Source organism: Bacteroides sp. Phil13, from assembly GCF_001940965.1.
In the GTDB taxonomy this organism is placed as follows: domain Bacteria; phylum Bacteroidota; class Bacteroidia; order Bacteroidales; family Bacteroidaceae; genus Bacteroides; species Bacteroides intestinalis.
This window is the reverse complement of record NZ_MSHA01000011.1, coordinates 1-13377: the sequence shown is the minus strand read 5'-3', so window position 1 is coordinate 13377 and position 13377 is coordinate 1. Positions and strand designations below refer to the sequence as shown.

At 40.6% G+C, this 13377-nt stretch carries 11 protein-coding genes and 1 pseudogene; 9 read left to right on the top strand and 3 right to left on the bottom strand.

Features of this window, described 5'->3' with window-relative positions; genetic code table 11:
- Positions 1–72: 72 nt before the first annotated feature.
- Together BWI44_RS02200 and BWI44_RS02195 are read right to left on the bottom strand one after the other, a co-directional pair.
- On the bottom strand, positions 73–648 hold the full coding sequence (locus BWI44_RS02200) for a Crp/Fnr family transcriptional regulator (RefSeq protein ID WP_117694494.1): 576 nt from the start codon (positions 646–648) through the stop codon (positions 73–75).
- A pseudogene (locus tag BWI44_RS02195) lies at positions 587–2019 on the bottom strand (MATE family efflux transporter). Before BWI44_RS02195 ends, BWI44_RS02200 begins: the two are co-directional and overlap by 62 nt.
- A gap of 325 nt (positions 2020–2344) precedes the next feature.
- Between BWI44_RS02195 and dnaK the strand changes: the two are divergent.
- The 9 genes from dnaK to BWI44_RS02150 all read left to right on the top strand — a co-directional run bounded on the left by dnaK (position 2345) and on the right by BWI44_RS02150 (position 12433).
- The gene (gene dnaK / locus BWI44_RS02190) at positions 2345–4264 is read left to right on the top strand and encodes a molecular chaperone DnaK (protein WP_117694496.1); all 1920 of its coding nucleotides are present in this window, start codon (positions 2345–2347) and stop codon (positions 4262–4264) included.
- 216 nt (positions 4265–4480) lie between these two features.
- Positions 4481–5041 (top strand): helix-turn-helix domain-containing protein, encoded by a 561-nt coding sequence (locus BWI44_RS02185; RefSeq protein WP_117694500.1) that lies wholly within the window; start codon positions 4481–4483, stop codon positions 5039–5041.
- Complete coding sequence (locus BWI44_RS02180; RefSeq protein ID WP_286810893.1) at positions 5038–6294, top strand: site-specific integrase; 1257 nt, start codon at positions 5038–5040, stop codon at positions 6292–6294. Before BWI44_RS02185 ends, BWI44_RS02180 begins: the two co-directional genes overlap by 4 nt.
- A gap of 286 nt (positions 6295–6580) precedes the next feature.
- Positions 6581–6940, top strand: coding sequence for a helix-turn-helix domain-containing protein (locus BWI44_RS02175; RefSeq protein WP_032945184.1), 360 nt, complete (start codon positions 6581–6583; stop codon positions 6938–6940).
- Positions 6940–8295: a DUF3987 domain-containing protein gene (locus BWI44_RS02170; protein WP_286810886.1), complete on the top strand. Its 1356-nt coding sequence runs from the start codon at positions 6940–6942 to the stop codon at positions 8293–8295. Before BWI44_RS02175 ends, BWI44_RS02170 begins: the two co-directional genes overlap by 1 nt.
- 115 nt (positions 8296–8410) lie before the next feature.
- Positions 8411–9436 carry a DUF6371 domain-containing protein gene (locus BWI44_RS02165; protein ID WP_286810884.1) on the top strand — a complete coding sequence of 342 codons (1026 nt, stop codon included), beginning with the start codon at positions 8411–8413 and terminating at the stop codon, positions 9434–9436.
- A gap of 213 nt (positions 9437–9649) precedes the next feature.
- Positions 9650–11032, top strand: a complete 1383-nt coding sequence (gene mobV, locus BWI44_RS02160) for a MobV family relaxase (RefSeq protein ID WP_286810883.1) — start codon at positions 9650–9652, stop codon at positions 11030–11032.
- A gap of 70 nt (positions 11033–11102) precedes the next feature.
- Entirely contained in the window at positions 11103–11918 is an 816-nt protein-coding gene (locus BWI44_RS02155) for a macro domain-containing protein (RefSeq protein WP_286810881.1), read from the top strand.
- A 2-nt stretch (positions 11919–11920) separates the two neighbouring features.
- Complete coding sequence (locus BWI44_RS02150; protein ID WP_286810880.1) at positions 11921–12433, top strand: TIR domain-containing protein; 513 nt, start codon at positions 11921–11923, stop codon at positions 12431–12433.
- Between the two features lie 48 nt (positions 12434–12481).
- Here the strand turns inward: BWI44_RS02150 and BWI44_RS02145 are convergent, their stop codons facing one another.
- Positions 12482–13288 (bottom strand): tyrosine-type recombinase/integrase, encoded by an 807-nt coding sequence (locus tag BWI44_RS02145; RefSeq protein WP_057280664.1) that lies wholly within the window; start codon positions 13286–13288, stop codon positions 12482–12484.
- Positions 13289–13377: the final 89 nt, after the last annotated feature.

Below are 13377 nucleotides of genomic sequence, written 5' to 3'. Positions count from 1 at the left end.
TGTCGCAGATAGGGTTCAGGCATGGAGTTGACAGGGTGAAGAAGGGAAAAATTTCATAAAGGTTTTATGAGTTTATCTTCTTCTTTTTAATCCAGCCCGTATTCTGCTCAATGACTGTGGGGTAATGTATAAATAGGATGCCAGATGTTTCAATGGAACATATTGCAATAATTCCGGGTTCTCTTCCATCAAGGTTAGATAACGTTCTTTGGCACTTGGAGTACCGTATGCCAATGTGTAGCCGTCAATGAATAGTATTTCCTGTTCAAAGATTTTTCGACCGAAGTTAGATAACTCTATGGAACTGTTGAAGAGCTCTTCTAAATCCGGTTTGGCAATATAATAGGCAGTACTTTCATTCACAGATTCAATATTCACTTGTGAAATTTCATTATTGACATACCCCCAGGATGAAAAGGCTATTTCGCCTGTTCCGGCAAACCAGAGAGAACTTTCTGTTCCGTCTATCATATAATAAGCACGCCAGATGCCTTTCTTAAGAATGTAGAAGTTGGTGTTCCGTTCTCCCTCTTTCACAATTAATTCTCCTTTGCCAAAATGATATTCTGTCATGTGTGACAAAAGTTCATGCAGGCTTTTTTCCGGAAGTCTGTATCTTTGGCAGAATTTCTTTATCATCGTTTCCATGTGGCAAAGATACTATATTTTCTTTACGCTCCCTTTTCGTTTTTATATAAATAATAAGTATGAAAAGGGTAGTTAGTAACTCTGCCAAGGGAGTTGCCAGCCAAATACCCGCGTTGCCAAAGAGCAGGGGAAGTCCAAAGAAGCAGGCCGTTAGTAGGACGAACCCACGTAATAAGGTAATGATAGTGGCATAGCGTGCCCGTTCCACACTTTGGAAGTATCCGATAGATACGATATTGATGGCAAAGAAAATGAAGCCGGTAGCATACAAAGGAAGCCCCTTACTGGCTATCTCATAGGCCGGATAACTGCGGTCGATGAACATGGAAACAATCTCTGAGCTGAACAGGGCGGTTATGAAGGCAAAAATAGCACCGCAACCGACAGCCGTTTTCAGCGCCAGCAAGTAGGCACGGCGGACGCGAGCAGTTTCATGTAGTCCGTGGTTATAGCTGATAATGGGCTGGGCAGATTGTGCAATGGCATTGTATACCATAAATATAATAGGAAAGAAGTAACACGCAATGCTGAACGCTGCTACACCTTCTTCCTGCAAATAATGGATAAATACGATGTTTCCAACGAACATCATACAGGCAATAGCTACTTCGCACAGGAATGCAGAAGATCCCAAACGGCACATGTATCCTATATTACGGGGGTCAGCTGCATACTTTTACGAGTGAGTTTTACAGGGTAAAAGCGTAAAGCACATTTGCGACGTGAGAGATAGATGATTATCATCAATGCTCCCACCGTAGTACCAATAGCACTGGCAATAGCTGCACCGAACATACCCCATCCGAAAGGGAAGATAAAGAGATAATCAAGAATGATATTCAGAACGGCAGCCACTACATTGCACATCATGGCAAAATTGGGTGACCCGTCGAGGCGCAGGAAAAACATTCCCGAATTAAGCAGGGCGGTAAATACCGAGAATGGAACAAACCACAGCATATACTCTATAGCCAGTGGAGTCAGGCGCTCGGAACCACCTAAAAGGTGTACTATTTGTGGAGCAAATGAACAAAATAATGTAGAGGTACTTATCAGCAATAGTGAAGATACAGCTATAGACTGTGTGATATTGATGCGGGCAGCTTTTACTTTTCCGTGTGATAAATGGATAGATGCCACAACAGATGCCCCTACGCCAAACATTAATCCGACACCAGTGGAGAATAACCAGAGTGGAGCTACTATGTTCACTGCCGCCAGGGCATCACTCCCGATACCTTTTCCAACGAATATTCCATCCGTAATGACAAATAATGCAGAAAATATCATTCCCAGTACGGTAGGGAGTAATAGTTTGCGGAACAGTGCTGCGATGTCTGTGTTTTTAAAATCAATGCTATCTCTTTCCATATTATATTAGTTACAAGCTACAGGCTACGAGTTACGAGTGGCTGCGCTATGATGCCGAAAGGCATTTGTCGCTTGTAGCCTGTCACTTGTAGCTCTTAGCTTTTTCGCCGACAAAAGTAGTGCTTTTGCATGAAGGAGCGATTAACAAATGGTAATTTTCGACAGAAAAAAGCAGTTGTATTCTGCCAAACTGACAGCCTTTCTGCCAACCTATAAAATTACAACCTCTCTGAACATTTTGGCACGACGTTTGTCTTTTTATTGGCGTCTGCTGCTGAGGCAGGCGACTGAAACTTGAATAATAACAAATAAAATATTAAAGATCATGGGAAAAATTATTGGTATTGACTTAGGAACTACAAACTCTTGCGTTTCTGTATTCGAAGGAAACGAGCCTGTAGTAATTGCAAACAGTGAAGGAAAGCGTACTACTCCGTCTATCGTAGCATTCGTTGACGGTGGTGAGCGTAAAGTGGGTGACCCTGCAAAACGTCAGGCTATCACGAACCCGACAAGAACCGTATCCTCAATCAAACGTTTCATGGGTGAGACTTGGGATCAGGTTCAGAAAGAAATTGCCCGTATGCCTTATAAGGTTGTTAAGGGTGACAACAACATGCCGCGTGTAGATATTGACGGACGTCTTTATACTCCGCAGGAAATTTCAGCTATGATTCTTCAGAAAATGAAGAAAACTGCTGAGGACTATTTGGGGCAAGAAGTTACAGAAGCTGTAATTACCGTTCCGGCTTACTTCTCCGATTCTCAGCGTCAGGCAACAAAAGAAGCCGGTCAGATTGCCGGTCTGGAAGTGAAACGTATCGTGAACGAACCGACAGCTGCTGCTTTGGCTTACGGTATCGATAAAGCGAACAAAGATATGAAGGTTGCCGTATTCGACCTTGGTGGTGGTACATTTGATATCTCTATTCTTGAATTCGGTGGCGGTGTATTCGAAGTTTTGTCAACAAACGGTGATACTCACTTGGGTGGTGACGACTTTGACCAGGTAATTATCACTTGGTTGGTAGATGAATTCAAGAATGACGAAGGTGCCGATCTGACTCAAGATCCGATGGCTATGCAACGTCTGAAAGAAGCTGCAGAAAAAGCTAAGATTGAATTGTCTTCTTCTACAAGCACTGAAATTAACTTACCGTACATTATGCCGGTAGGTGGTGTACCTAAGCATTTGGTTAAGACTTTAACTCGTGCTAAGTTCGAAGCTTTGGCTCACACTTTGATTCAAGCTTGTCTGGAACCGTGTAAGAAGGCTATGTCTGATGCTGGTTTGAGCAACTCTGATATTGACGAAGTAATCCTTGTAGGTGGTTCTTCACGTATACCGGCTGTACAGAAGTTGGTTGAAGATTTCTTCGGTAAAGCTCCTTCTAAAGGTGTAAATCCGGATGAAGTAGTAGCCGTAGGTGCTGCTGTACAGGGTGCTGTGTTGACGGACGAAATCAAGGGTGTGGTATTGCTGGATGTTACTCCGCTGTCTATGGGTATCGAGACCCTGGGTGGTGTAATGACTAAGCTGATTGATGCTAACACTACTATTCCGTGCAAGAAGAGCGAAACGTTCTCTACTGCTGCTGATAACCAGAGCGAAGTAACGATCCATGTATTGCAAGGAGAGCGTCCGATGGCTGCTCAAAATAAGTCAATCGGTCAGTTTAACCTGTCAGGTATTGCTCCGGCTCGTCGTGGTGTTCCTCAGATTGAGGTAACGTTCGATATTGATGCTAACGGTATCTTGAAGGTATCTGCTAAGGATAAGGCTACAGGTAAGGAGCAAGCTATTCGTATCGAAGCTTCCAGCGGTTTGAGCAAAGAAGAAATTGAAAAGATGAAGGCTGAAGCTGAAGCTAATGCAGAAGCTGATAAGAAAGAACGTGAAAAGATTGATAAGCTGAATCAGGCTGACTCAATGATCTTCACTACTGAAAATCAGTTGAAGGAATTAGGTGACAAGTTGCCGGCTGACAAGAAAGCTCCGATTGAAGCTGCTTTACAGAAACTGAAAGATGCTCATAAGGCACAGGATCTAGCTGCTGTTGATACTGCTATGGCAGAACTGAATACTGCATTCCAGGCTGCAAGTGCTGAAATGTATGCACAGAGCGGTGCTCAAGGTGGTGCTCAGGCTGGTCCTGATATGAATGCCGGACAAGCTGGTGGTGCTCAAGATAACAGCAAGCATGGTGATAATGTGCAGGATGCTGATTTTGAGGAAGTGAAGTAAGTTGTCATAAACAACGATAACAATAAATAAGAATGTAGGGTGTAACTCAATGAGTTATGCCCTATTTCTTTTTATGTACTTTTCTTTGACTTTGCTTGTTATTCGGATTTTTATCGTATATTTGTACCATAATTGTACCGACACTTAAAAGTAGATAATGTGACGCTTATAAAAATGACGGTATTGAGAATGAAGAATATAAGTAAAACGTAGGTTATGCCAGCAGCAAAATTTGAAATAACACGTCGATGCAAGGTTTGTGGAGAAACCTTTGTAGCTAAAACCATTGAATCGTGGTATTGCTCTTCCAAATGTTCCAAAATAGCGTGGAAAAGGCGTAAGGAGGAAGAACAGAGATTGCAAAGGTTGGACGATGTGGTCAAGAAAATACCAAAGTCCAAAGAGTACATCACTGTTCCTGAAGCATACGCTTTGTTTGGCATAAGTAAGGAAACTCTTTATCGCTTGATTCGTAAGGGCACAATTCCAAGCGTGAATGCCGGAGAAAGGCAGACATTGCTATCAAAAGAAGAACTGATGAAACTCTATCCGCTCCGAAAGAAAACTCTCACAAAGTCAAAGCCTATTGCCAAGTTATATAGTTTGGAACCAAAAGACTGTTATACCATTGGAGAAATCACAGAGAAGTTTCTTGTGAATGAAAGTACGGTTTATCTCCATATACGCAAATACTCTATCCCTACCCGGCAGATAGGTAACTTTGTGTATGTACCCAAGAAAGAAATTGATAACTTATATAAAGGTGTGAAGCGATGAAGAAAGCATTAGTCAATACACGAGTGTCGGTAAAGCTCCGTAAGTCTGAATATCGTGATGAATGGTATCTTTATGTGGAATCTTATCCTGTATTCCAATCCGGTAAAGATACACCGCAAAGAGTACGTGAATATCTCAATCGTACCATTACGACACCTATTTGGGATAAGTCTCGCAATGCCAGAACTAATGCCGATGGCAAAACCACTTATAAGCCAAAGCGAGATCTGAATGGTATTATACAATGTAAGTCCCAATTGGATCAAGAATCATGTATCTATGCCGATAAAGTCAGAAGCCTACGGCAAAAGGAATATGATAATGCGGCTCTTTATGCTGATACCGATGCTGAACAGGCAGAGCAGTTAGAACGCTCTAGGAGCAATTTCATTGAGTACTTCGACCATGTGCAACGAACAAGACATGCCCATAGTTCCGATTCTATTATTGTCAATTGGAGGCGAGTACATGAGTTACTGAATATATTTGCAAAAAGCGATACCATTCTCTTTTCGCAAATAGACTTAAAGCTGGTTGAATCGTTCCGTCAATTCATAATGAACGCACCGCAAGGTGGTACTAAACGAGGTACAATTTCTCAAAATACAGCTTCTACATACTTTTCCATCTTCAAAGCCGGACTGAAGCAGGCTTTTATAGACGGCTACTTGACTATTGATATTTCTGCGAAAGTCAAAGGCATTCAGGAAAGGGAGAGTCGCAGAGAATACCTGACAGTAGAAGAGTTGAACCGACTGGCACAAACTCCGTGTGACCCATTATTGAAACGAGCCGCACTCTTTTCAGCATTAACAGGAATCCGACATTGCGACATTCAGAAATTGAAATGGTCGGAGGTGGAACAATTCAATGGTGGTTATCGGTTGAACTTTACGCAACAAAAGACAAAAGGAGTTGAGTATATGCCAATTTCAGAACAGGCGTTTAACCTTTGCGGAGAGCAAAAAGAAGGAGAACTTCTAGTTTTTGCCGGACTTCCTGACCCTTCTTGGATAAACCGCCCTGTCAAAAAGTGGATTGAAGCCGCCGGAATATCCAAGCATATCACCTTTCATTGCTTTAGGCACTCCTACGCAACCCTGCAACTGGCTGGAGGAACTGATATTTATACAGTCAGCAAAATGTTGGGACATACAAACGTACGAACAACACAGGTATATGCAAAGGTTGTTGATGAAAAGAAAGAGAAAGCTACAGAAACAATTAAATTGGATTTATCTCAAACAGAATAACCATTATTATACTTTGTAAATATAGCCATCTGCGTAGAATCTGTGTGGGTGGCTTTTATTTTTATCTACGGTCTTTTCTTGTGACCGCCTTATGTTTCCTTTATGATTGGGGACATTACCATAAAAATCTACTACTGACATTCTCCACTATTCACATTGATAATCAACAGGTAATTCTTATGATGATTATGTTTCGTTACTGCTTTTTTATGTGATGTATTACACCATGAAATCAGTATGCGCAATCACTGTTACTTTGCCGAAAAATCAAAAAACAAGTAGCAATATGAGTGAGAAGAACATTACATTTGAAGATTTACCCAAAGCTATGTCGTGGTTGATGGATAAATTGAATGAGCTGGATTCTAAAATAGATGGACTAAATAATCAGAATCAAAGCGTGCCAACCGAACAATGGATGAACCTCAAAGAATTGTGTGATTATATTCCCAGCCACCCGGCAGAACAAACTGTATATGGTTGGACGAGTTGCCATCTAATCCCATTCCACAAAAGAGGGAAACGTATCATGTTCCTAAAATCAGAAATTGACGAGTGGCTCCATGCCGGCAAAATAAAATCTGATAAAAACTTGGAAGATGAAGCCGCCCAATTCATAAAGTCAAAAAGAAATACCAAATTCTAATGGATTCAACCAATTTATGCAATGCACTCAGAATGGAATTTGAAGGGGTCTTTGAAAACAAGATTCCTTTAGATGCCTTTCCAACTAAAATCCAAGATATGATATTGGCTTTAACCCGACAAGAGAATTATTCCATAGAGTACATGATGGCTTCTGTTTTGGTGGCAGTATCAACCGCCATTGGTAATGCTATCAATATTCGTATTCGTGGGGGATGGATTAGCAACTCTGCCCTTTATATGATATTGGTGGGTCGTCCCGGAATGGGTAAAACTCCACCGTTGGATTTTGCTTTTCGCCCTATCCGCAAGCATGATGCACAAGCTGTCAAACAATTCAAGTTGGAAATGGAGCAATACAACAATCTGATAGAAAGCAATAAAGGTAAGAAGGAAAATACTACTCCTTTGCCTGACAAACCTGTTTTACGGAGGACTATTATATCAGACTTTACTCCAGAGGCGTTAATGCGTGCGCTTGATGACAACCAACGAGGGGTTGTAGTATATGTGGATGAGATTATGGGTATGTTTAATGCCGTAAACCAATACAGTAGAGGACAACTTATCGAACAGCTATTGACAGCATTCAGCGGTAGGCCTTTGGATATTTCAAGATGCAGTATGCCTATACCGATTCATATAGAATATCCCTTTATAAATATTGTCGGTACGATGCAAACAACTCGTATGCACGAACTGATAGAGAAAGGTTATAAAGAAAACGGACTGCTTGACAGAATTATTTTTGTTTACCCATCGTCCCAAGAAATTTCTGATTGGCAATCAGATGAAGATTCATCTTTTGATAAATACTCGATTATGTGGGAGTCAATCATTGACAAGGTGATCGACTTGCCTTTTATAGATAATGGAAATATACAAAATATCTTGGATTTTTCTTCGGAAGCCAAAGCCTATTTTATAAATTGGCGTAATAATACAATCCGAGCCATCAATCAAATTCAAGATGATGGACTGGTAGATAGTAGAGTGATTAAAGCTCCTATGATAACGGCTCGTTTGGCATTAGTCCTACAAATCTTTCGTTGGGCTTGTGGAGAGGTGCATAAGGATTTTGTGGATATAGATTCAACAAAATCGGCTATTGCTTTAAGTGAATATTTTGAGAGTTGTTATTCTGACATTCAGAAGTATATGTTGAAAGCGAGCATTGAGCCTCAAAAGAAAGAATTGCTCGACTGTCTTTCTGCAACTTTCACTACTGCTGATGCCATTCAAGCCGGAAAAGAAGTAGGGTTGTCGGAAAGGTCGGTAATGTATTCTTTGGTTAACCTTGCCACGAATAAGATTATCAAGAAGATAAAGCGAGGTGAATATGAGAAGCTGCAATAATTGACACCTTTTGCAGTTTGCAATTGTTGCAGTTTGCACTTTGCTCTTACATAGGATTTCTGCAAAACTGCAATAAGTGCAAGCTGCACGGACTGCAATAACAAAACGAAGAAGTATGGCTGAATATAGATTTTCTCTTCAAAAATATAAGCGAGGTTCAAAACTCTCATGTCCTAAGTGTGGAAAGAAACAATGTTTTGTCCGTTACGTTGATACACAAGGTGAGATTTCGTTTCCTGACTATGTAGGCAGATGCGACCATGAGCAATCATGCAAGTACCATTATACGCCCTCTGATTATTTCAAAGATAATCCAACGCTGATAGAAAACGGCTCAAATTATAGTTTTGAACATAGTAAACCACAGTCACATTCGTTACCACCTACTTCTTTTATTGAAAAGGAACTAATGGAGCGAACACTTACCAACTACACAATGAATCCATTGTACATTTATCTGGCAGGTATATTGGGCAAGGATGAAACAAAGCGGATATTCCATTTATATCGTGTTGGCACCTCAAAAAAATGGGGCGGATCTACTGTCTATTGGCAAATTGATAGGCAAGGCAATGTGCGAACTGGAAAGATAATGTTATATGATTCAATAACAGGACATCGGACAAAAGAGCCAAGAAGTTATGTGAGTTGGGTACACACCGAATTGAATCTTGCCGACTTCAATTTAAGTCAGTGTTTGTTTGGAGAATATCTATTGTCTGGCAATCCTACTAAACCGATTGCTATAGTAGAGAGTAAGAAGTCTGCCTTGATAGCCACTCACTATATGCCTGAATTTTTATGGTTGGCTACAGGTGGAATGTACGGCTGCTTCAAAGCAGATGCGATTAGTGTATTAAAAGGTCGGACGGTAATGTTGTGTCCGGACTTAGGCGCAAAAGAGATTTGGCAATCTAAGATGGCAAAGCTCTCCTCCGTTTGCTCAAAAGTGATAATAAGTGACACATTAGAACAATGTGCTACGGATGAGCAACGAAAGAAAGGGTTGGACATTGCGGATTTCCTCCTGATGGAAGATACACCGCAAATGATTTTATCCCAAATGATACAGCGGAATCCGGCTTTGCAGACGCTCATTGATGAATTGGGGTTGGAATTGGTGAATGCAGAGCAGATATGATAATTGGATGGATTGGACAGCTCGCTGTCCTTGAAAAAGGGTTTGTAAAATCCCGTAGCTTATTAGGGCATTTTCACCGCTTTCACTCTCCGAGTGGCAGCAAAAAAGCCCATAAGCGGAGGGACACCCTCTCGACACCCGATTGCCTGTGGCACAATGGACGGGATTTTACAAACCATAGAACCAAAGTATAACAGTATAAATGAATGAGATATGAGTAATACACAATACGCAGTCTGCCACCTGCAACGTGGCAGTGGCAACGACTCCGGTGTGACCTGCCATATAGAAAGAAAGGATGTCAAGGGGAAGAAATATGTTCCCGCCAATGCCGATGCGAGCAGGACACATCTTAATCGGGAACTGGTTGCATTTCCTGCCGGAGTGAAGAACAGGACGGAAGCCATACAATTCAGAATAGACCATGCCGGACTACACCGCAAGGTTGGCAAGAATCAGACGAAAGCCATCCGAATCATTCTGACCGGAACACATGAACAGATGATGAAGATTACCAATGATGGCAAGCTGGATAATTGGATTGATGCCAATATGAAATGGCTAAAAGATACTTTCGGAAGTGAGAATCTTGTTTCATGTGTGTTGCACATGGATGAGAAAACACCACACCTACATGCCACTATCGTACCTATTGTAATCACAGAACGATTCCGTAAGAAACGTGAGGGCGAGAAGAAGTATGAGACGAAATCAGGGGCTCGCTTATCGGCAGATGATGTGATGCGGAGATCCAAATTGCATGAATATCAGAACAGCTATGCAGAATTTATGAGACCATTCGGATTGCAACGTGGCATTGTCGGCTCTACCGCCAAGCATCAGGCGAATTCGGAATACTACAAGCAGCAGATGAGCAAGTATGAAGAGGACATTGCCAAATTACAAGCTGACGTTGAACAAGCAAAAGAAGGAAGAAGTACCGTCTTGTCGTGGTTTGGCAAAGGTGATTTGGCAAAGGCTAAGAAAGAACTTGCGAGCAAAGACGAACAGATTGCCAAACTCACAAATCGGATTAAAACGCTCATGGCAGAAAAGTCCCAGTTGCAAGAAAAGCATAAAGCCGAGATCAAGCAACTACATAATGAATATCAAAAAGAAATAGACAAGGCTATCCAACAAGCGGAATCAGCAGAACGGAAATCCAAAGAAAAGGATTCTGTTATAGACAGGCAAAACCAACGCATTGACCAGCTTGATCGCAAAGCCAATCCTCACAGATACCAACTCTCATCCGGAGCAGAACTTGTGCATCATAATATTCCAAATATGAGAAATCCGTCCATCCATATTTGGACGAGAGTTGGCAATGAAGAATATGACACAAGAACTTATATAGAATATTTCAGTGAGATATGGGAACGGTTCAGCAAAAACGAAGCTACCGTTTACGAACTCATCAATGAAGTATTTGAACCGCAGGAACAGGTCAATGAGGCACAAGCTAATCTGCTCGGTGCTGTTTTTGAACTTGCAGCAGGTGGTCAGGCACAAACTCATGTTGGTACAGGTTCTGGTGGTGCATCATCCGAATTACCATGGAACGACAAGAAACACAAAGGCTTGAAACGACAATAATATCTATTCATTTATTAGGCAGTTGCTTGAATAACTTGTATATTTGTAGTGATTTGACAAAGAGGATACAATGATGAAAATTTCAAAATTACATAGTAAAGTTCTTTGGAAAGATAGTTTTTTGTACGCTGTTAGTTTCATTGCTGCCATTGAAACTATTTGTGCTATTGCAGATTTTAGCATTACGGATGTAGTCAATATTCAGGAGTGGTGGGAGAAAGGATTGATTATTTTAGGTGTATTTCTATTACTGTGGATAATAACAGCTGTAATAAAAGCACTTAGAGCAGACCATGCAATAACACTGAAGATAAAAGGAATAACTGTAAGAATAGAGGAAGGTGATATTTTCAAATCGCCCAACTGGAAATTAATCCCTTTTAATGAGTTTTTTGACACAATAGTTGATGACGTTGTTATTGCAAGGAACTCATTGAATGGGAAATTCATAGAAAGATTACAGGATATTGATGATTTGAATAAAAAGATTGATGAGGCAGAAGATATACCTAGTATGAAGAGGAAAACAAAAGCAGGTCGAACCTATTACCCACTTGGCCGAATTATTACATATCAAGATTATTTGTTGTTGGCATTTTCTCATTTTGAGAATAATCAGGCAAAACTATCTCATAACGAGTATGAAATCTGTCTTCGGGCAATGTGGAATGAAATAAGCAGAGTCTATGCACATAGACCTGTTACTATACCTCTACTCGGAGGAGGAATAACGCGCATTACTGACAAAAATGAATTTCATTTGCTCCGTTGTATCCTTTGTACACTCAAAACATCGGATGCTCAAATATATCAACCGATAACCATTGTATTAACAAGAGAATCCATAGATAAAATTAATTTGTACGATATTAAAAAAATATTTTAGCCATGTATTATAGAACAAGAACTTATATCGCCGGAGATTGGGATAATGACAAAGATGCCGTTGACGCATTGCACCGGTGGAATGACAGTTCCCGATATGGACTTTCATTTTCGGATGCTCATGAATTAAAGCAAGCAAGGGATACAAGCCTAAATTGCTCGATTAAAAGGTCATTGGCTGAGCGATTGGATGCCTCTAAAACATTTATCCTTATCGTTGGTGAACACACAAAAGAATTAAGGGCTGGTGGATGCCAATATTGTAATAGCTACAATAGTTATTGGGGGACTTGTGGTCGAGGACATACAGTGGATACTCGAAGTTATATTGATTTCGAATGCGAGAAAGCGATTCGGGATGGTCTAAAAATAATAGTCCTGTATAAATCAACAGTGGTGAATAGATCCAAATGTCCAGAAGTAGTCAGAAATCGTGGCATTCATGCGCCGATGAAAAAATGGGTTGGCAATACATTGTATTGGGATTATGACTCGGTAAGAAATGCCATTGGATAATAACTATACACTGCCCCATGATTTTTTACCAATGGGGCAGTGTTTTATTTACCAAGTTATCACTTTATCGACAATCTCTTGTTGCTCGGCACTGCTACGACGCAGATAGATACGGGTAGTTTCTATACTTTCATGCCCCATCAAATCAGCAAGCAAGGATATGTCATTGAACTTATCCAGAAAATTCTTTGCAAAGCGGTGACGGAACGAGTGAGGGTAAACCACTTTCTCATTCAAGCCATATTTTGCAGCATAATTTTTCAACTGTTGAGCAATACCTCTGGTAGTGATACGTTCACCGAAACGATTAAGGAAAAGATAACCAGTGGCACGATTGACATTGCCAAGCCATTCTATGGCTTCCTTGCGTAAAGCCTTAGGAATATAGATACGACGAATTTTGCCACCTTTGGTGTAGATGTCGAAATAGCCCATCTGCACATGCTCCACTTTCATTTGTATTAGTTCGCTAACTCTTGCTCCAGTGGCAGCAAGGAAACGAACTACGAAATACCACTCTCGATTTTCCTCTTTTTTAAGTTTGTTCTTTAGAAAAACATAGTCGGCATTGCTGATTACATTTTCCAAATAACTACGCTGTTGTACCTTGACGGATTTTAATCTCAGACGAGATTTTCCCATACAATCAAGATACTTGTTCATTGCCTGAATACGAAGATTTACAGTTTTAGGCTTGAATTTCTCAATGAGATAGGTTTTATAAACAAGCAGATTACGCTTGTTCAGTTCTTTATGTCGGGAATAATATTCCCTTACGGCATAGAGGTAAGCCGCAATCGTATTCTCCGCCATATTTCCTTGACGCAGATACGTTTCAAAATTTTCAATGTTCATGTTCGATACATTATTAGTTAAACAATTCGCTATCATTAATAATGTATAGCATCCACAAATTCATTGAGTTCCTATTATGAGAAGTTTCT

Coding starts and splice junctions, on each gene's coding strand:
- BWI44_RS02200 (WP_117694494.1), bottom strand. CDS start 648: ATGGAAACGATGATAAAGAAATTCTGCCAAAGATACAGACTTCCGGAA.
- BWI44_RS02170 (WP_286810886.1), top strand. CDS start 6,940: ATGGATTCAACCAATTTATGCAATGCACTCAGAATGGAATTTGAAGGG.
- dnaK (WP_117694496.1), top strand. CDS start 2,345: ATGGGAAAAATTATTGGTATTGACTTAGGAACTACAAACTCTTGCGTT.
- BWI44_RS02145 (WP_057280664.1), bottom strand. CDS start 13,288: ATGAACATTGAAAATTTTGAAACGTATCTGCGTCAAGGAAATATGGCG.
- mobV (WP_286810883.1), top strand. CDS start 9,650: ATGAGTAATACACAATACGCAGTCTGCCACCTGCAACGTGGCAGTGGC.
- BWI44_RS02165 (WP_286810884.1), top strand. CDS start 8,411: ATGGCTGAATATAGATTTTCTCTTCAAAAATATAAGCGAGGTTCAAAA.
- BWI44_RS02185 (WP_117694500.1), top strand. CDS start 4,481: ATGCCAGCAGCAAAATTTGAAATAACACGTCGATGCAAGGTTTGTGGA.
- BWI44_RS02150 (WP_286810880.1), top strand. CDS start 11,921: ATGTATTATAGAACAAGAACTTATATCGCCGGAGATTGGGATAATGAC.
- BWI44_RS02175 (WP_032945184.1), top strand. CDS start 6,581: ATGAGTGAGAAGAACATTACATTTGAAGATTTACCCAAAGCTATGTCG.
- BWI44_RS02155 (WP_286810881.1), top strand. CDS start 11,103: ATGATGAAAATTTCAAAATTACATAGTAAAGTTCTTTGGAAAGATAGT.
- BWI44_RS02180 (WP_286810893.1), top strand. CDS start 5,038: ATGAAGAAAGCATTAGTCAATACACGAGTGTCGGTAAAGCTCCGTAAG.